Below are 19,857 nucleotides of genomic sequence, written 5' to 3' on the forward strand. Positions count from 1 at the left end.
AAAGATGCCGAAACGGACATACATGTGATAAACTCATAGAAACACTTTATTTGAGAAAAGGATACGGGGGAGAGATCCGGATGGCAAATCGGAAAATGCGTTCAGACATGATCAAGCGCGGGTTCGACCGGGCGCCGCATCGAAGCTTGCTGCGCGCGGCAGGAGTGAAGGAAGAAGATTTTGACAAACCGTTTATAGCGGTGTGCAACTCATACATCGACATTGTGCCGGGTCACGTGCACTTGCAAGAGTTCGGGATGCTCGTGAAGGAAGCGATTCGCGAAGCGGGGGGCGTGCCGTTCGAATTCAATACGATCGGCGTTGACGACGGTATTGCAATGGGACACATCGGGATGCGTTATTCGCTGCCGTCGCGCGAAATTATCGCCGATTCGCTTGAGACCGTCGTTTCGGCGCACTGGTTCGACGGCATGGTCTGCATACCGAACTGCGACAAAATTACGCCGGGCATGATGATGGGCGCGCTTCGCGTGAACATTCCGACCGTGTTCGTCAGCGGCGGACCTATGAAAGCGGGAAAGACGAGCGACGGCCGTTCGATTTCGCTGTCTTCGGTATTCGAGGGAGTAGGAGCGTACCAGGCGGGCAAGATCGACGAGAAAGGCTTGCAAGAGCTTGAGCAGTTCGGTTGTCCGACGTGCGGATCGTGCTCCGGCATGTTCACCGCCAACTCGATGAACTGCTTGGCGGAAGCGCTCGGACTTGCGATGCCGGGCAACGGCACGATCCTTGCGGTTGCTCCCGAGCGCCGCGAGTTCGTCAAGCAATCGGCGCGCCAGCTCATGAATCTTATCCAGATGGATCTGAAGCCGCGCGACATCGTGACGATCGAAGCGATCGACAACGCGTTTGCGCTGGACATGGCGATGGGCGGGTCGACGAATACGGTGCTTCATACGTTGGCGCTTGCGCACGAGGCGGGCATCGACTATCCGATCGGACGAATCAACGAAGTGGCTGCGCGCGTGCCGCATCTCGCGAAGATTGCGCCTGCGTCCGACTGGCACATCGAAGACGTGCACAACGCGGGCGGCGTAAGCGCGGTGTTGAACGAGCTTCTCAAGAAAGAAGGAGCGATCCACGCGGACCGCATTACGGTGACGGGCGGCACGATCCGCGACAATGTGAAGGATTCGCCGATCGCCAATTTCGACGTTATCCGGCCGATCGACAACCCGCACAGCGAGAAGGGCGGACTTGCGGTGTTGTTCGGCAACCTCGCTCCGGACGGAGCGATCGTTAAGGTCGGCGCCGTCGACAAGTCCGTCGGCGGTTACCACAGCGGACCTGCGATCTGCTTCGATTCGCAGGAAGAGGCGCTCGCCGGCATCGCGAACGGCAAAGTGAAAGAGGGGCATGTGGTCGTCATCCGGTACGAAGGGCCGAAGGGCGGACCCGGCATGCCCGAGATGCTTGCGCCGACGTCGCAAATCGTCGGCATGGGCCTCGGCGCGAAGGTCGGCCTTATTACGGACGGCCGCTTCTCCGGAGCGTCGCGCGGCATCTCGATCGGCCACATCTCCCCGGAGGCGGCCGAAGGCGGACCGATCGCGTTCGTTCACGACGGCGATATCATCGAGCTGGACTTGAACAACCGCCGCATCGAATTGAAAGTGAGCGACGAGGAGCTTGCGGCGCGACGCGCCGAGTGGAAAGGCTTCGAGCCGAAGGTGCGCACAGGCTACCTGGCGCGTTACTCGAAGCTGGTCACCTCCGCATCCACCGGCGGCGTGATGAAGATCTAATCGGCTTGCAGGCCGGCTGGCGTAAGCGGTCTGGTTGGCCGGTGCGGACCGTCGAAAAATAAGGGAAGTACGGTCCCTTAAACGGGTATTTTGGCTATGGTCACATAAAATAAAGGAACCTGAGGGCTCTATTCACTCGATTCAGTCGGGAAACAACCGGTTTTCGAGCTAATAAGACCCTAGGGTTCCTTTATTTTTTCCCGGATGATGCATTTCGATTACATTAGGCCCTGTACTTCCTTTATTTCCCTGCCGGCGGCGGAGCCGGACACGGGGGCGGACGCGGAACCGGTCGCGGGACCAGCCCCGAAGTCCGGATTCACCGCCTCTTCCAAGTACCGGTGCATGTCCTCATCGTACAAGAAACGCTGTTCTTCGCTCCAGCCGAGCTTCTCCGCCATCGCGTTCGACACGGCGTCCTTCCATCTGATAACCCCGGGCCTGTCGAAGAATAGCCGCCCGGTCCGGCGGATCCAGAAATCCTCGGGTTTCACCGCCATTTCCTCTTCGATGGCATACAGCAGCTCGGCAGCCAAGCCGAGAGGCAATCCGTGCCTGTCGGCGAACGCCGGGTGCCCGGCCGCAAGCCGATAGAGCTTGCCGGCGTTCGACCCGTACCTGCGAGCGATCCGGGACGCTTCATCCTGGGTCAGTCCGCTCGCGACACCCAGCGGAGTCTGCTGCCGGACGTATGATTCGAAGCGTTCCGAACCTCCGACGTCGCCGCCGGATATCGGCATCGCCCGGGTACGGCACGGGGCCGCCGGTTGAAGACCGTCTTTCATCCTCATTTCGTCCACCCGGTTGACGACCGTCTCGGCCATCTTCCGGAAGCCGGTCAGTTTGCCGCCCGCAATAGAAATAAGACCCGATGGAGAAACAAAAATTTCATCCTTGCGGGATACTTCCGACGGATCTTTGCCCTCTTGCCGGATCAGCGGTCTGAGGCCGGCCCAGCTTGATTCGACATCGCCTTTCGCAAGCTTCAACGAGGGGAACATAGAGTTAGCCGCGTCAAGCAAATAACGGCGGTCTTCCTTCGTCATTGTCGGGTGTGCGGTATCGCCGGCGTAATCGGTATCCGTCGTGCCGACGTACGTTTTTCCGTCCCGCGGAATGGCGAACACCATCCGGCCGTCCGGCGTATCGAAATATACCGCTTGCCGCAGCGGGAAACGCTGCTGATCGAACACGAGATGAACGCCTTTAGTAAGCCGCAGCGTCTTTCCCTGCTTCGAGCGGTCCATCTCCCTTAGCGTATCGACCCACGGGCCTGTCGCGTTAACGATATGGCGGGCGCGGACTTCATAGCCGACTCCGCCGATCGCGTCGCGGATAACCGCTCCAACCAACCGTCCCCCCTCATATATAAATGACTCCACACCCGCATAATTGACCGCCATTGCCCCGTATTCCGCCGCCTTTTTCAATACTTCTACGGTAAGCCGGGCGTCATCGGTGCGGTACTCGACGTAATACCCGCTTCCCTTCAGCCCCTCCCGCTTCAGCAGCGGTTCCTTGGCCAGCGTTTCCTTCACGTCGAGCATTTTGCGCCGTTCGCTCTTTTTCACCTTTGCCAAGAAATCGTAAACGCGCAAACCGACCGAAGTCATCAACGGCCCGAACGTGCCTCCTTCATACATGGGCAGAAGCATCCATTCGGGCGTGGTTACATGCGGTCCGTTCTCATAGACGATCGCCCTCTCTTGCCCGACTTCCGCGACAACGCCGACTTCGAACTGCTTCAAGTACCGCAGGCCGCCGTGGACGAGCTTTGTTGAACGGCTCGAGGTGCCCGCCGCGAAATCCTGCAGCTCGACCAGCGCCGTCCTCCATCCGCGGGATGCCGCGTCCAGCGCGATTCCCGCCCCGGTAATGCCTCCGCCGATAATCATAAGGTCGACAGGTTCGCCCGACATCGAAGCCAACGCGGCATTTCTATGCAGAGCGGAAAAGGAATGATTCATAAACAGCTCCTCCTCGAAAATAAAAACCACGATCAGCCGCTTCCGGTACCCTTGCGGGGTTGCGGAAGTTGTTGTCGTGGTTTCTCCGATTCTCAAACCGATATTAACTTAGGTTTATTCTATCATACGATGCGCTTGAACGCCATAGCCGACTGCACCGCGCGCCGCCACCCTTCGTATAGCTCGTCGCGCCTGCGCTCCGCCATCTGCGGCTCGAAACGCCGCTCCGTCTCCCGCAGGTTGCGGATTTGCTCCCGGCCGCTCCAGAATCCGACGGCCAGACCTGCCAAGTAAGCTGCCCCGAGTGCGGTCGATTCGTTCACGGACGGCCGCTCGACCGTCACGCCGAGCATATCGCTCTGGAACTGCATGAGCAGGTCGTTGGCGACGGCTCCGCCGTCCACTCGCAGCGTCCGCAGCTTCATGCCGGCGTCCTCTTGCATCGCGTCCAGTACGTCCTTCGTCTGATACGCGAGCGACTCCAGCGTTGCCCGGACAAGATGCGCCTTCGTCGTTCCGCGCGTCAGCCCGAAGACGGCGCCGCGAACGTCCGAATCCCAGTACGGCGTCCCCAGGCCGACGAACGCCGGCACCAAGTAAACGCCGCCGGTCGATTCGACCTCCGATGCGAGCGCTTCGCTTTCGTACGCGGAATCGATCAAGCCCAGCTCGTCGCGCAGCCATTGAACCGCCGAGCCCGCCACAAACACGCTTCCCTCAAGGGCGTACTCCGTTACTCCGCCCAACTGCCAAGCCACCGTCGTCAGCAGGCCGTGTTTGGACGCTTTCGCCTCGCTTCCCGTATTCATCAGCATGAAGCAGCCGGTGCCGTACGTATTTTTCGCGCTTCCCGGCTGATGGCAGCCCTGCCCGAACAGCGCCGCCTGTTGGTCGCCGATGACGGAAGCGATCGGCCATGCCGCCCCGAACAGCGAAGGCTCCGTACAGCCATACACTTCCGAAGACGATCTCGCTTCCGGCAGCATCGCGCGCGGAATGTCAAGAATGCTCAGCAATTCGGCGTCCCACCGGCACCGGTGAATATCGTACAGAAGCGTCCGGGAGGCGTTGGAAGGATCGGTCACATGAACGCGTCCTCCGGTAAGCTTCCAGACGAGCCACGTATCGATCGTCCCGAACAGAAGCTCTCCCCGCTCGGCGCGTTCTTTCGCCCCTTCCGTCTCGCGCAGCAGCCATGCGATTTTCGTGCCCGAAAAATACGGATCGAGAAGAAGTCCCGTTTTGCTTCGGAATAACGGCTCATGCCCCGCCTCCTTCAGCTCCGCGCACAATGAGGCGGTCTGCCGGGACTGCCAGACGACCGCCCGGCGGATCGGCTTGCCGGTCGCCTTGTCCCAGACGACCGTCGTCTCGCGCTGGTTCGTAATGCCGGCCGCCGCCACTTCCTCTGCGCTTACCCCTGCTTGCTGTAACGCTTCGCGAATGACATTTACAGTCGACTCCCATATTCGTTCCGCGTCGACCTCGACCCATCCGGGCCGCTCATAATGCAGCGGAATTTCTTCCCGCGCGATGCGCACGATACGCCCGTCCCGGTCGACCAGCATCGCCCGCGTACTTGTCGTGCCTTGATCCACAGCAAGAATATACGGTTTCATGACGTCACAGTACCTCCCGACCGATGATCTCCACTATCTCCACAAATCCGCACGCGACGTCGTAATGGCCGCCGCTCCGGCCGCCAGCGCCGCTTCCACTTCCCCGAACGTGCGGATCAGCCCTCCGGCGATGACCGGAATGCCTGTGCGTTCGCGCACCTCGGCAATCAAATGCGGAAGGATGCCCGGCAGCACCTCGATCAAGTCGGGCTCCGTCTTCTCCACCAGCCCGATGCTTGTCTCCAGCGCGCCGGAATCGATAAGGAACATCCGTTGGATAGAGAGCAGCTTGTTTTGCTTCGTCTTCTGAATGACGGCGGTCCGGGTGGAGATAAGACCTGCGGGGCGGATATGCTGACACAGAAATTCGGCCGCATATTCGTCGTTCTTCAGCCCGTCGATCAGATCGGCGTGAAGGAGCACCTTCTTGCCGCTGCCGGCCGCCAGATCCACCATCGTCTTCAGCTGGCCGACCCGCCCGCCTAACAAGACGATATAGACGAACGGGGTTGTAAGCAGCCGTTCCAATTCTTTGATTTGCCGGACGGCCGGGAGCACCTTCTGGCCTTCGAAAAGCCCGTAACGAACATCCTGAGCCATGTTACGCATCCTCTGCCGGCGCCGCGCAGCTGTCGCGAACCGTGAGCACGGTAGGCAGGACGATTTTCTTGGCGATTTGCCGCTTGGCGGCGAGTCTTTCGATGAGCAGCTCCACCGCCGTCTCCCCCATGAACTCCATGTGCACCTTCACCGTCGTGAGCGGCGGCTGCAAATAGGCGGAAATCGCGATATCGTTAAACCCGACGACGGAAATGTCCCTCGGCACCTTTACCTTCGCTTCGTGAACCGCCCGGAGCACGCCCACGGCCATCGAATCGTTCTCGACGAAGAAGGCGGTCGGACGCCGTTCCTGCGCAAGCGCTTGTTTCATCAACCGGTACCCGTCCTCGGCGTATAATTTCTCACCCGTATACACGTATGAAGGATTGTACATATTGCGTTGCTCCAACCATTCCCGGAATATGATCTCCCGGTCGTCCTTCACCCGTCTGTTCTGGACGCAGTTGCGGCTGCCGATATAGCCGATCTCACGATGTCCGAGGCCGGCCAGATAGGCTAACAGCTCGCCTACCGATTTCCGGAAATCGAGAACGACCGAATCGAACCGGTTGTCGTCGGGCGATGAATCGACGAAAATCAAATGTTCCATCTCGCCCGGGAACCGCTCGATGTCTTCCTTTTCAAACCGTCCGATGGCGATGATTCCATCCAACGGTTCGCCGTTCCATTCCAACTCCCCGGAATCATGCAGGAACAGCCTCACGCATTCGATTTGCCGCTGGAAGCATTCGCGCTCCACGCCAAGCCGGACCGCCAGGTAATAAGGATCCAGCAGCTCCTCTTGCTCGGTGTACCAACTGACGAGCCCGATCCGGAGTCTTTCCTTCATAACCGACCCGTTGCGCTCGCGAGGCGTCTTGTAATTGAGCTGCTGTGCGATTTCGAAGATCCGCTTGCGCGTCTCGTCCGAAACCGACAGGCTCGGATCGTAGTTCAGAACGCGGGATACGGTCGCTAACGACACGCCCGCCATTTGAGCAATCTCTTTGATCGTAGCCAAAATCCGTCCCCCTTCCCGCACTTCATCTCCGGCCTGCCGGACCCTCTTCGTCCGCAGGCACGATCATGCTGTCATAAGGCTTCAATGTCAACCCGCGGAACGACTTCTCCTCCGCCGTATGGTTAAGCACGAACCAGTATCTCGCCTCTCCGTCCTCCCGGACGTAAACTTCCACGCCCGGCTCACTCTCAATATGACATATGCCGTTTCGATTGACAATCGTCCGGGCTATGGCGTCAAGCGTCTCTTCCGCCAATCCGCCCCCGATGTAATACGCTTCCCCTTCGCCGTAACGGTTGCGGGTAACGGCCGCTTCGGGGAAGAAAGGATCGTCGAACCGGTACAGCGTTTCCGCCGTTACGGGGATGAGCAGATCCCGCCACACCGCGCAGGCGGACCGTTCCGGCAGCAAGCTTTCCGCCGCTGCATTCCCCGCCGCGGCCGCCACGACCGGCACCATCTTGTCCTTCGGAAGAGCCTCGGAAGCTTCGATCCGGACACCGCACAGATCCGCTACGGGACCGGGAAGCGCCGCCCCGAGACGCAAATTGTTATTCTTGTCTTTCAAGCCGGCGCGGAACGAGAATACGACCGTCCCTCCATTGGCGGCGAATGTCTTCAACCGCTCGGCGAGCCCGTCGTCGATCATTTGAAAAGCCGGCAGCAGCAAAACCTTATACCGGGAAAAGTCCCTGTCCGCCGGTATGACATCGATCCGGCAGTTCAGGCGGTAAAACGGCGCGTAAAGCCGAAGCAGCTCCGCGGTAAAATCGAACGCTTCGCTCTGCCTCTGGAACCGCCACGACCAAATGTTGTCGTAATCGTACAGTACCGCGATATCACTTTGGATTTCGGTTTGCAGCAGTTCCGCGTAAGGCGCGATTTCCGAAAACACCGAACGAACCTCGTCGTATTTGCGCCCCCGGACGTTGTCATGGTCGACAATGCCGAGACAAAATTGTTCCGCCCCGCGCGTCATCGCCCGCCAGCAAAAATACAACATATCGGTGCAGCCGTGGGCGAACGCCTGGAACGACCACATCCGGGCTTGATTCGGCCGCGGAAGATAGCCGATCACATCGTGGCCCTGCGCCCCCATCAGCTCCTCTACGATCCAGTAGTTCCTGCCCTTCAAGCCGCGGTTGAAATCGTGCGACATTGCGATCGCGTAAGGCGGAATCGGTTCCGCCAGCCCGCCCCACACGGGATAATTATCGTAAGACACGAAATCGAAAGGCTTCGTATGCTCCGCATGGTCGAACCATTTGCCAAAGAAGCCGCCCGACACGTTGGTCATGACTGTCTGATGATCGCCCTTGCATCTCCGTACGATTCCCGTCATTTCCTCGGCAAATCCGTTGACGGACCGGGAACGAAAGCGTGCCCAATCGAGCTGGAGAGACGGATTGTGCGTCGTGATCGTCTTCTTCGGAACCGGAATTTCATCGAAATCGTTGTATGTCTGGCCCCAGAAGATGGTGCCGTACGTATCGTTCAGCTTGTCTATCGAGCCGTATTTGTCCTTCAGGAACCTCTGGAACGCCGCGTGACATTGCCCGCAATAACACATGTCGCTTCCTTCGTGGCCGAATTCGTTGTCGACCTGCCACGAGACGATCGCCGGCTCGTTCCGGTAATGTTCCACCAGCTTCTCCGTGATTCTTGCGCTGTAACGCCGATATTCCGCGGAATTGAAGCAGTACTGCCGCCTCCCGCCGAATGCTCTGGGGTTACCCGCTTCGTCCTCGGACAAAATCGCCGGGTGCTTCTTCGCGAGCCATGCCGGAAACGTGGCCGTCGGCGTACCGAACATAATGCTTAGTCCTTTGTTTTTCAGCTTTGCGATTACGGAATCGAAGAAGGAAAAATCGAACTCCCCGTCGCGCGGCTCCATCCGGTGCCATGCAAATTCCCCGATGCGCACCATGTTGGCGCCCAGCCCCACGATACCTTCCATATCTTCATCTATTAAATGTTCGGGCCAATAGTCCGGATAATAATCGACGCCCAAATACATGACTGTTTCTCCTCCTATCCGATGCGACTAACTCTCTCTACTCTTTGACCGCCGTACCGAGCATGCCCGAAATGAAATGCCGCTGCAGCAGCAGGAAGAAAACAATAATCGGGCCCGTAGCGAGCGTTACGCCGGCCATCACTTGCCCGTAGTCGATCCGCGACAACCCGAACAGGGTTGACAGCGCGACCGGCAGCGTGTACATGTCTTTCGTGGAAGCGGCGACGAGCGGCCACAGGAAGTTGTTCCATTGGTACATAAACAGAAAGATGGCCGTGGCGGCCAATGCCGGTTTCATCGACGGCAAAATGATGCGCGTAAACAATCCCCACTCGCTGACCCCGTCGATCCGCCCCGCCTCCATGATCGCGTCCGGAACCGCAAGCATGTTTTGCCGCATGAGGAAGATCGCGAACGGATACGCCAGGTTCGGCAAAATAAGCGCCTGATACGTGTTAAGCCAGTCCAGCGCGGCCATCATCTTGAACAGCGGAATGATAAGCGCATGGAACGGCACCATCATGGACAAAAGAAACGTCGTGAATAACGCGTCGCGGCCCTTGAACCGGAATTTCGCAAAAGCGTAGCCGGCCATTGTACAGATCGTCAAACTGAGGGCGGTAAACACGATAACGACAAACAGCGAGTTGAACATGACGCGGCCGATTTGGATCGACTCGTTCAAGTTGACGACATTTTCGATAAACTTGCTTCCCGGCAAAAGCACCGGCGGCTTGGCGAACACTTTGCCGCTTTCGTTCGTAGAAGCGATCACCGCCCAATAGAACGGGAATAAAGAGACGAGAGCTCCGATGAACAGCGCGGCATACAACAACAATGAAGAGATCCGGTTTTTCAGCGCCATATCATTCATCCCCCGTCACTTTGAATTGTATGAACGACAGGATTGCGATCAGCAGCACGATCACATAAGCCAGCGTCGAGGCGTAGCCGAAATCATAGTACCGGAAGCCCGTCTGGTACAAATACATGCCGATCGTGAGCGTCGCATCGCTCGGACCGCCTTTGGTAAGCGTGTACGGCTCGTCGAACAATTGCAGCGTGCCGATGGTGGACAAGATGGCCGTGAACAGCAGAACCGGCTTCAGCTGAGGGATCGTCACCGTGAAAAACTGCCGGATTTTGCCCGCTCCGTCAAGGCTTGCCGCTTCATAAAGCGATTCGGAAATGTTCTGCATCGCGGCCAAATAGATGACCATGTTGTAACCGGTCCAACGCCAGGTCATCGCCAGAATAAGCGCCGCTTTGGCCCAGACCGGGTGAGACAGCCACGGCGCCGCGCCCAGACCGAGAGACATCAGCAGTTGGTTGATGATGCCGTCACTCATGAGCATAATCGAGAAAATGATCGAATACGCCACGAGCGAAGTGACGGCCGGCATGAAGAACGATACGCGGAACAAGCCTTTCGCGCGCTTCACCGAGTTCAGGAACGACGCCAGAATGACGCTGAGGGACAGCATCACCGGCACTTGGATAATAAGGATGACAAACGTATTTTTCAGTGCGGTCCAAAATATTTCATCGCCGAACAGACGCCGGTAGTTGTCCAAGCCTCCGAACGTCATTTCGCTCCCCTGGCCCGTTTGGAAGCTGAGCAGAAACGAATAGACGATCGGATAGACCATAAAGATGGCGAACAGGACGATCGCCGGCGACAAAAACAAATAAGGCACGTGCACCTTTGTTCTCATTACAGGTCCTCCCCAGGGCCGGTCGTCGAAAAGGAACGAGAGATTCGGGACGCTGCCCAAACCTCTCGCGACATTTCCGTCAACCGTTAATTTACTTGGCGTTGCGTGCGGCCTGCCAGACGGTCGGCCGCTTCTTTAAGCGCCTCCGCCGGATCTTTGCCGTTAAAGACGTCCGCCTGCGCTTTCACCGCTTCGTCCAATGCGAGAGCATAGTCCTTCGTGTAATACGGAGTCGGGATGTCCGCCATCTCTTCGCTGAACAGCTTCCAAATTTTTTGGCCGCCGAAGAACGCGACTTCGCTGTCAAACAACTCGTTCTCGTATGCGCTTGAGAGCGAAGGGAACAGGCCGTATTTATCCATGGCCATAACCTGCACGTCAGCCGTTGTCGCAAAGTATTCCATGAAACCGTACGCTGCGTCGGCGTTTTTGGAATCGGCCGGAATCATCCAGCTGCTGCCGCCAAGGTTCGCCGCGCGGTTTCCGCCTTTCTCAAAAGCCGGCAGCTGGAACACGCCCCACTTGCCGTCCGTGTCTTTCGCCTGATCGATGATCGTTCCGTAATACCATGCGCCGAAAGGAATCGTCGCCACAGAACCGTCGATCGTCGCGGACACGATACCGTCCCAGCCGTTGACGTCTTTCACAAGATCGGCGTCGCCGAATTTTTTCAGCATGGCCATCGCTTTGACGACTTCCGGATTGTTGAAATCGATGTTGCCGTCTTTGTCGAAATAGTACACGCCAAGCTGGTTCATCATCATGCGGAAGTTGGCGTCGTCTTTAAATTTGTCGGCCGGGATCGCATAAGCGCCCGTCTTGCTCTTGATCGTTTGCGCGGCGGCGAAGAAATCGTCCCACGTCTCGATTTGGGAAGCGTCCACGCCTGCCTGCTGGAACAGGTCAGTGCGGTAGAACATGCCCGTCGGGCCCGCGTCAAACGGTAAAGCGTAATATTTACCGTCTTTGGAGGTCAACTGTTTCTTGAAGTCCGGGAACAGGTTCGCTTTCTCGTCGAAGCCTTTGTCGGATAAGTTGACGAACCCTTTCGGGAACGCTTCGAGGTAACCTTGAATGCGGTCGTCTTCTACGAGCACGATGTCCGGAAGACCGGCACCGCCGGCAGCCAAGCCTGTCGACAGTTTGTCGTATACGTCCAGACGCCCGAGATCCTCGACTTTAATGCTGACGTTCGGATGATCTTTCTGATACATGGCCATCGCTTCGTTCAATGCGCCTACGTTAACGTTCCAAGCCCACGCGGTTAGCTCCACTTTCTCGTCGCCGGTTCCCCCGCCGGCCTCCGGCTTGCCGCCGCCGCCCCCCGTGCATGCTGACAGAACGAGCAGCAGCGCAAGAAGCAATGTGAACAACTTCGTCATTTTTGACATGTGTTTGTTCCCCCTACGTAAATTTATAATTCTCATGACAAACCGTTTTTGAAAGCGTTTACCGTTTACGTAATTTATTTTACCGCTAATTTTACTAAAAATCAATCGTTATTTGCGTAAAATTTTACTAAATACACACTTCACATGAACCGTCGTTAAAAGTTTGTGACTCTAGTCGATATATTAACCAACTATGATTGACTAATTTGCAGGCACACCGACAAATGCACATACTTTCGGCTAATCGGCGAAACCCCCTGAGTTATGCGCCGTATAGCGGAAATTATTTTCCTCTAGAAACAGAATCATAAGATTTACGCATGTAGAGCGGAAATATTTTTCCGCTGTGAGTCTCCTAACGACCATATCGCGAGTTTGATTTGTACGTAGCGGAAGTTTTTTGTCGCTACAGTAGAAGAAATTGTCCAGTACGCGCTCCAACGGAAATTCTTTTCCGCTGCATACGCGAAAAAAAACCCCCTTGGCCGGGAGCCAAACGGGGCTAAAGATGGATTATTTTATTTAATTCACGTTACCCTTGATCATCCCCCACTCGCGAATTTCGTAACGGCGCGCGTTATGTACAATGTATGGGTCGTTCAGCACCCAATCCTTCACTTGTTCCTCACTGTCCGCGATGTAGATGACCATGCCGCCCCAACCGTCCAAAAACCGTCCATAGGAGAAAATGTTCCCATCGTCCCGCAGCTTCGCCAAATAGTCCAGATGCGCCTCACGGTGCTCCGCGCTTTTCTGCTCATCGAGCATCGGCAAAAATACCACAAAATACTTCTTATCGCCCATATGGCTGTCCCTCCCCTTGTTTACTTCGGATAATATACATTAACTTCGGACAAAAGAAAAGACTTGCCGGGGCATGTTTCACTATACCTCCGGCAAGCCTTCCGATGCTCTCTTCAATGCACTTGCTCGCTTTCGAAATGCAGCTCGTCGATTTTCCGATTCTGGTGCAGCACCGACAAGTTCAATTCCTTGTACTCCTTCTCTTTATCCAATTCCCGCATCAACAGCGTGGCGATTATTTCCCGTTCTTCATCCGTGCACGCTTCCCGGAACTCGATAAAGCCGGACAGCTGGCGGCTGGCGATATCGACCGTCGCGGTGCCGATCGGCAAGCCGCCCCGCGCTTGGTCGTAAATTTCATAAGTCAACATGTCACCGTCGTCGCGCGCAAGCGACACGATGAAATCTTCATCGCGCGTTCCCCGGCCGATTTCGATCTCAGGCGTATCGAGCAAATCTTCGTGCGTCAATTCGATTTGTTCCAGCTCTTCGCCCTTGTGTTTAACGCTGATCCGGAACTCGTCGACGGCTTCCTCGTCAAAGTCGGACACAATCAGATCGGTCACCGCTTCAATCTCTTCGTCGCTCGGGCGGAACTTAAAGTCGATTTCGCCGAAGCATTCGGTTCCGCGAAGCTGGAAGAAAGCTTCCGCCACCCAATCCATGTCGTGGTCGTATACATGATACTCTACCTTGTTTCGCTGTTCCCCGACAATGACAAGCTCATAATACGCGGCATCGCGTTCATCGGGCGCGTCCTCTTCCATGTTAGCTATTTTATTTCGTCTCATTTCGATGCGGTCAAGATCCTCCGCGTCTTCATCGCCGATTTCGTCGTCGTCGTAATCGAACAACATCGCATCGTCCATATCGTCGTCGTAGTCGTCGAAATCGTAATCATTCGCGTAACCGGTCTCGTCCGCGTCATCCATCACTTTCGCTTGGCCGAGCTCGTCCGTGCCGGTCGAAATAATATGGTCGTACGGACTGTTCGTTACAACTACGTCGCAATCGGCGGCGCGTACCGCCATTATGACATCTTGAATGTAGTTGCGGACATAGCGGTCGATTTGCTTCTTCTCCCCGGCGGAGATGGACGTTCGGTCGAGCTGCACGGAGCCGCCGACACGATCGCCTTCGCGGTACACAAGGGTAATGTTGCCGGCGTACCGCCCGTTAATGAGAATGTCGTGAATTTCTCCTCCCGATGTCTTCAGATCGGGTCGCAGTACAATATTGGTCACGGTTCGCACCCTCCGACGTGTTGAGTTGGCTGAACATGAGTAACATATTGTAGCGTTTCCTTTTTTGCGGACGGTCATTCGAAAACCCCTTCACCGCTGCATGATGCGACAAAGGGGGCTTAGTTTCAAGAAATGAAGTTACTTATGAAAAAATGACTGTCTCCCATCGGTTCATTTCATTTTTTGAAGTTATTGCCGTCCATTTCCACCCACTTGTTCGTCTTCGGCGGCGGGACGAACGCCGCCAGCCGGTCCATCAGCCGTACCGGATCCTCATCGACGACGAGCAGTGCGGTTTGTGCAGCGGGGAGAAATCCGGCGTCCGACGCACGCCGGATAAATTCAACGAGCGGGTCGTAAAACCCCGCCGTATTCACAAGGCCCACGGGCTTCGCATGGATGCCGAGCTGGAGCCAGGAGACCGCTTCAAACAGCTCCTCGAACGTACCGTAGCCCCCCGGCAGGGCTACGAACGCATCCGCAAGGCTCGCCATCTTCGCCTTGCGCTCGCGCATGTCGGCCGTCTCGTGAAACTCCGTGAGGCCGGCATGCCGCATTTCGCCGCGGAACAGCTCCCGCGGCATAACCCCTACGGCGCGTCCGCCGCTCTCCAGCGCCGCATTCGCCACACGGCCCATCAGCCCCATGTTGGAGCCTCCGTACACCAACGTCAGGCCGCGGGCCGCGATTTCCGCGCCGAGCCGCGCAGCCGCCTCGGCGTATTCAGGCCGGTTCCCGGGATTGGAACCGGCAAACACACAGACGCTTCTCATATCCAAGCGTCACCCCTCCTTGCTTCGGTATTACCTTCGCGGACAACCTTCGGTTGCCTCCTTGCCGCCGTAATTGAGCAAGCCTTCCAATTCTTCGCCGGTCAACTCCCGCACCTCGCCCAATGCGAGACGCTCGTCCAACCGCAGGCTGCCCATCGATATCCTCTTTAAGTACGTGACCCTTTTTCCAACCGATTCAAACATACGCTTCACTTGATGAAACTTGCCTTCGGTAATCGTGAGCTCGATTTCCGACGTCCATTCGGGTTCGGAGCCCGGAGCTTGCCGGACGGAAAGCACGCGCAGCTCAGCCGGCAGCGTTACATACCCGTCGTCCAGCCTCACTCCGCGCGCGAACGCCTCGCCGTCCTCGTCCGTCACCCGTCCCGCCACCTTCGCGTAATACGTCTTCGGCACGTGCTTCTTGGGCGACAGAAGCCGGTGCGCCAGCCGGCCGTCGTTCGTCAGCAGCAGCAGCCCCTCCGTGTCTTTGTCGAGCCTCCCGACCGGAAACGGCTCGAACGCCGCATGCTCCGCCGCCAACAAATCGACGACCGTCTTGTCGCGCAAGTCCTCCGTCGCGGAGACGACGCCCGCAGGCTTGTTCATCAATATGTAAATAAATTCTCTGTAGCGTACCCGTTCCCCGTCAACGTTCACTTCGTCGTTATACGGATCCACTTGAAGTCCGCTGTCTTTCGCAACTTTGCCGTTCACCGTTACGAGTCCCGCTTTTACGAGCTGCTTAATCTCGGTCCGCGTACCGTATCCTATGTGGCCCAGCATTTTGTCCAGCCGTAGTTTTCCTTTCGCCATATGGATCGTTCCTTCGCTTATGCCGATTGTCACGATTCGTTCATAGTGCCATTAACGAACATATAGTATAATTGTAGTAATTTGAGACAAACCATACGAGGTGAGACGCAATTATGAAATCCAGATCCCGATCCAAACCGATTATTACCCGCAAACTCGTTATTTATTTAGCCGTATTCGCCGTATTGGTGGCGGCGCTTGCCTTCGTGAACGCCCAATCGAACGTCGCCAGCAGCGACAATGTGTACGGCGTGCCGGCTTCGCAATTGTCCGACGCCACCCGGAAGACGCTCGACGATCCGAATTATCAGAACATCGTTTTGCCCGAGCAGCTGGATCAACGGATCGCAAACAAAGATTCGTTCTTTGTTTACTTCTTCTCTTCGACGTGCCCGTACTGCATGGAGACGACGCCGAAGCTGAACCCGATCATCGCCGAAGCCGGCGTGGACGTTCCGCAATTCAACCTCGAGGTGTATCAGGACGGTTTTTCCAAGTATAACATAGTGTATACGCCGACGCTTGTGTACTACGAGGACGGCGTCGAGAAGGACCGGATCGAAGGCGGCCTTGTGGACGGGAACGACATCAACACGGAAAAGACGTTCAAAGATTTCTTTGAGAAATATAAGGACAAAACGACGTCATGATTCGAAAAGCGATGCATTATCGTAAGTTATGGAGTGTGGCGGGCATTGTATTGATCGGCCTGTTCGTTCTCGGCGGCTGCACCGGCGGCGGCAATGATGCCGGGCACGGCGGGCATACGGGACACGCGCAAATTCCGGACAATTTCGAAACGACGGCTTCCGCCGACGTGCTTCCATCTTTCCTGGAATCGTTCTCCCCCACGACGAAGGATCTGTACGCTAAGGCGGACGCTCATGCGGACGTGTTGAAGGAGCTTAACTGTTATTGCGGCTGCATGGAGTACAATGATCCGCATGATTCCTTATATCGGTGCTTTATTGCGGAGAAAAATGCGGACGGCGTCACATGGACCGACCATGGCGCGTTGTGCGGAGTATGCATGATGGAAATCCGCGACGCCGTCAATATGGCCGAAGACGGCAAGAGCCTGGACGAAATTAAAGCCCACATCGACGGCACGTACGGCGGCGGTGTGTAATTTTTGCACAACATTATCCCATAATTACCAATACACTCCTTATAATAAGTAAAGGAGGGGTTTCTTTTTTGAGGAGATTATCTTTGGCGTTTTTGTTAGTTATTGCTGCCGCTTTTTTGTCCGGCAAAACGGCGAGTGGAAAGTGAGCAGAGATTGGAATCAGCGCCTTGATCCGAAAACGTTGGAATAAGGAGAGGGACCTTTATACCCGTTGCAACAACTATGTACATGACTCCGGTTACGATATTGTAAGCCCGTTATTGGCGGACCCTTAATGCAACCAGTGTGTTTGCATTAAGGGTTTATGCCTCATATGTTCATTCCCATCATAACCTGCAAAGAAGCTCCTCTTAGAAAGGTAGATGTTTCTTAGGAGGCCACCACGATGGAACATTTAGTGGCGGTATGCTGCCCACGCTCGAAATAAGTTCATTGGCAGCGTTGAAAACCGACTTCCCCCAATTCCCTGCTTCATCCCAAATCTCAAGTTCTTTTTTGCCGCCAATGTACTCCAAATAATTTTTAAGCGGGTTACCGGCTGACGTGACATTCAAATGATACTTTATGCCAGGAGCAGGACTCCACCATTCTTTGTAAGTCAAATCGTCAAGAGAAACGTTAATCCGTTCAATCATTTTGTCGGCCGTTCCAATCTTGTTGGACCAAACCCCTTTCCAATATTTATAATTTCCACGATTATAATATTCTTGTAATAACTTTTGATCCCAACCAATTTCCATTACTTGCATTAATTTATCGCGTGCCATACTGGAGTCTGACCAAACGCGTTTCCAATATTCTTGAAACTCCGTATTCCAGAACTCCTGAGTTGTTATGTCTCCAAAAGAGATTTTAAACCTCTCGATCATCTTATCGGCCGTTCCGGTTGCATCTGACCAAACACCTTTCCAATACTTTTCAATTTTATTCCAATGCTCAACAACCATTTGTCCGTTCGGGAGTATATTGAATTTATACAGGAATTTCCCTGCGCGATCCAACACGGCTTTACTAACTAATTGCTTGAATCGAAATAATTCAGATGTATATTCGAGGGAGTCGTTCCATATTTCCCTCAGGGTCTCCCCAGCATGGTTTACTGTCTTTCTAGCATAAATGCCAAGATCACGGAAGTCATCCTTTATACCCTTCAAAAACTCAAGCAGTGCATCTCTTGCTGATCGCATAAACATGTGCAACCAGTCATCCGGAATGATGATCGTTGTTGGTCTTAGCGGAGAACCTTTCTCCGCCAGTCCGTCCAGAACCAAGTAATCGAGGCGAGAGGATTCCCTGCCATCGGGAGATTCCCGATCCGGTTTATCCACCCAGTCATTATATTTAGTTGGCCCATAAGCAAACTCCCACCAGTGCCAAGTATCATGAGTTTCAAATCGTGTGAGTTGTTGGCGTAATGTGAATACATCATCGGATAACCACGCCCATAGACCGTTCGGATTCCCGACAAACTTCAAATACTGAAAAAATTCTTGTACGGATGGATTCAAAAGGGGCCTTAATTCGAACCGAGTCTCGCACTCCACGGCAAAGGACCAGACTGTATAACTAATCTCACTCTCGCCCGTTGCTTTGAGCAACTGTTGAGTTCCCAAGAAAGTAACGGCTTCAACCCAAATTGAACCGTCTAACCAAGGGAGTACGCGTCTCATAGCCAGGTTCAGTATCGATCGCCATTTGTCTCGTTGCAGGATTGCAAAAGAACCAAGAACCTTTTCAATCATTTGTTCTAAGAAGTATACCGCTTGAGAAGTTCTATAATCGTCAAGTAAAACACTATGGCGGATGTACTTTATTACCAACATCTTGAATCTATCCACAACTGCTCTGCGTTGATTTGCCGGCACACCGACCTTAAAGACTCCTTCCACTTTTCCTTGTTTCCAATTATCGGGACCTAATTGAATGCTATAGGGATATTCAAACACTAATTTCTCCAGTACATATTCGAGACCATTTGCTGCAAACTCTGCAAAATAGGGAGCAGCGATATCATAAATCGTCTTCTTGAGATCGGGAAGCATGCCTCGTAACCAAATGTTCCAACGATTTGTCCAGATACCCATTGTTTCCGCAACGTTTTGTAAAGCTATAATCTCGTGAGGCAATAATTGGAAAGACTCCGGGCCCTTAAACATGACCCGTCCTCCGTCCTCCTCAAAAATGTGCTTATAGTATTTTTTCCCGCCAATTGTATCAAATTCAAATTCACCTGGTATGTAGTTATAGTGTGTCCTCCACTGGGATTGCGGATCGTTTAAATAATCTCCCCATTTTTTAATTAAATCACGAGCAATCGTTCGTACCTCATCATCACTATTTGGACATATGTAGCTGTAATAACATGCCGCTACTATAGCTCCAAAGCTATCTTTCGTCAGCGGGCTCACTCGTAGGAAATCATGATTTTTTGAGAACTCCTGTTTTAATGGATGGCGGATCGGATGCTTTTTAAAGCCAACATCTTCATTTCCCCAACTTTGTTCTTTTAGAGTCCATAATAATGCTTTGAGTTTCTTGTTTGCGTTAATTGACTCCCAGGTATCTTGGCTGTAGTTCCCGGTTGCTAACGCCACTGCCGCGATTGCAGTAAATAAAGTTGCTTCGCCAAGTGATGTCGGGAGTTTATTCCTGTAATCAACGATATAGCCATAGCCATCGAGGAAACCTCTTTTATTAAAGATGATGTCCCTCATGTAAAGCGTTTCCTTACGTACGTTGAACCGATAGTCAGGAGGAGCATACGGAATCTGAAATAAATTCTGAGGTATGTTTCCTCCAGGGTGCAAGGATGGCGCGTCCTGTAACATCGGAATTATCTCCTTTTTAGTGGTTGGTGATAATAACGTGCTCAGAAAATGGGATATTATGTATGAAGGACAAAATTTCCATTTAGGTTGGGACAATGATCGAGATTAGCTCAATTTGTTCAAAAAAAAAAAATAAACTGCCCTCTCCAACGTATGTGTTGGGAGGG

16 protein-coding genes are annotated in these 19,857 nt (G+C 54.5%); 3 read left to right on the forward strand and 13 right to left on the reverse strand.

What is annotated here, in order from left to right; translation table 11 throughout:
• Positions 1-80: 80 nt before the first annotated feature.
• Positions 81-1,766, forward strand: coding sequence for a dihydroxy-acid dehydratase (gene ilvD / locus JET16_RS23270; protein ID WP_199621012.1), 1,686 nt, complete (start codon positions 81-83; stop codon positions 1,764-1,766).
• A 218-nt stretch (positions 1,767-1,984) separates the two neighbouring features.
• Here ilvD and JET16_RS23275 read toward each other — a convergent pair whose 3' ends face one another.
• The 12 genes from JET16_RS23275 to JET16_RS23330 form a co-directional block, all read right to left on the reverse strand.
• The gene (locus JET16_RS23275) at positions 1,985-3,733 is read right to left on the reverse strand and encodes a glycerol-3-phosphate dehydrogenase/oxidase (RefSeq protein ID WP_199621013.1); all 1,749 of its coding nucleotides are present in this window, start codon (positions 3,731-3,733) and stop codon (positions 1,985-1,987) included.
• A 122-nt stretch (positions 3,734-3,855) separates the two neighbouring features.
• On the reverse strand, positions 3,856-5,352 hold the full coding sequence (glpK, locus tag JET16_RS23280) for a glycerol kinase GlpK (protein WP_199621015.1): 1,497 nt from the start codon (positions 5,350-5,352) through the stop codon (positions 3,856-3,858).
• A gap of 33 nt (positions 5,353-5,385) precedes the next feature.
• A complete protein-coding gene (locus JET16_RS23285; protein ID WP_199621017.1) occupies positions 5,386-5,952 on the reverse strand; it encodes a glycerol-3-phosphate responsive antiterminator in 567 nt (188 codons plus the stop codon).
• A 1-nt stretch (position 5,953) separates the two neighbouring features.
• Positions 5,954-6,973: a LacI family DNA-binding transcriptional regulator gene (locus JET16_RS23290; protein ID WP_199621019.1), complete on the reverse strand. Its 1,020-nt coding sequence runs from the start codon at positions 6,971-6,973 to the stop codon at positions 5,954-5,956.
• A gap of 22 nt (positions 6,974-6,995) precedes the next feature.
• Positions 6,996-8,990, reverse strand: a complete 1,995-nt coding sequence (locus JET16_RS23295) for a beta-galactosidase (protein ID WP_199621022.1) — start codon at positions 8,988-8,990, stop codon at positions 6,996-6,998.
• Positions 8,991-9,027: 37 nt separating this feature from the next.
• Positions 9,028-9,855, reverse strand: coding sequence for a carbohydrate ABC transporter permease (locus JET16_RS23300; RefSeq protein ID WP_233532126.1), 828 nt, complete (start codon positions 9,853-9,855; stop codon positions 9,028-9,030).
• 1 nt (position 9,856) lies between these two features.
• A complete protein-coding gene (locus JET16_RS23305) occupies positions 9,857-10,705 on the reverse strand; it encodes a carbohydrate ABC transporter permease (RefSeq protein WP_199621025.1) in 849 nt (282 codons plus the stop codon).
• Positions 10,706-10,791: 86 nt separating this feature from the next.
• On the reverse strand, positions 10,792-12,096 hold the full coding sequence (locus JET16_RS23310; protein WP_199621028.1) for an ABC transporter substrate-binding protein: 1,305 nt from the start codon (positions 12,094-12,096) through the stop codon (positions 10,792-10,794).
• A 522-nt stretch (positions 12,097-12,618) separates the two neighbouring features.
• On the reverse strand, positions 12,619-12,900 hold the full coding sequence (locus JET16_RS23315) for a YciI family protein (protein WP_199621031.1): 282 nt from the start codon (positions 12,898-12,900) through the stop codon (positions 12,619-12,621).
• A 113-nt stretch (positions 12,901-13,013) separates the two neighbouring features.
• Positions 13,014-14,144, reverse strand: coding sequence for a hypothetical protein (locus tag JET16_RS23320; protein ID WP_199621034.1), 1,131 nt, complete (start codon positions 14,142-14,144; stop codon positions 13,014-13,016).
• Between the two features lie 176 nt (positions 14,145-14,320).
• The gene (locus tag JET16_RS23325) at positions 14,321-14,917 is read right to left on the reverse strand and encodes an LOG family protein (RefSeq protein ID WP_199621086.1); all 597 of its coding nucleotides are present in this window, start codon (positions 14,915-14,917) and stop codon (positions 14,321-14,323) included.
• Positions 14,918-14,947: 30 nt separating this feature from the next.
• A complete protein-coding gene (locus tag JET16_RS23330; RefSeq protein ID WP_199621037.1) occupies positions 14,948-15,733 on the reverse strand; it encodes a pseudouridine synthase in 786 nt (261 codons plus the stop codon).
• Between the two features lie 113 nt (positions 15,734-15,846).
• On the opposite strand from JET16_RS23330, the gene JET16_RS23335 reads away from it, so the two are divergent.
• Positions 15,847-16,383 (forward strand): thioredoxin family protein, encoded by a 537-nt coding sequence (locus JET16_RS23335; protein WP_199621041.1) that lies wholly within the window; start codon positions 15,847-15,849, stop codon positions 16,381-16,383.
• Positions 16,380-16,862 (forward strand): PCYCGC motif-containing (lipo)protein, encoded by a 483-nt coding sequence (locus JET16_RS23340; protein WP_199621043.1) that lies wholly within the window; start codon positions 16,380-16,382, stop codon positions 16,860-16,862. The genes JET16_RS23335 and JET16_RS23340 overlap by 4 nt, the downstream gene beginning before the upstream one ends.
• Positions 16,863-17,212: 350 nt before the next feature.
• Here the strand turns inward: JET16_RS23340 and JET16_RS23345 are convergent, their stop codons facing one another.
• Positions 17,213-19,690 carry a hypothetical protein gene (locus JET16_RS23345; RefSeq protein WP_199621092.1) on the reverse strand — a complete coding sequence of 826 codons (2,478 nt, stop codon included), beginning with the start codon at positions 19,688-19,690 and terminating at the stop codon, positions 17,213-17,215.
• Between the last annotated feature and the right edge of the window lie 167 nt (positions 19,691-19,857).

This window comes from Paenibacillus alkalitolerans (assembly GCF_016482785.1).
Taxonomy (GTDB): domain Bacteria; phylum Bacillota; class Bacilli; order Paenibacillales; family YIM-B00363; genus Paenibacillus_AE; species Paenibacillus_AE alkalitolerans.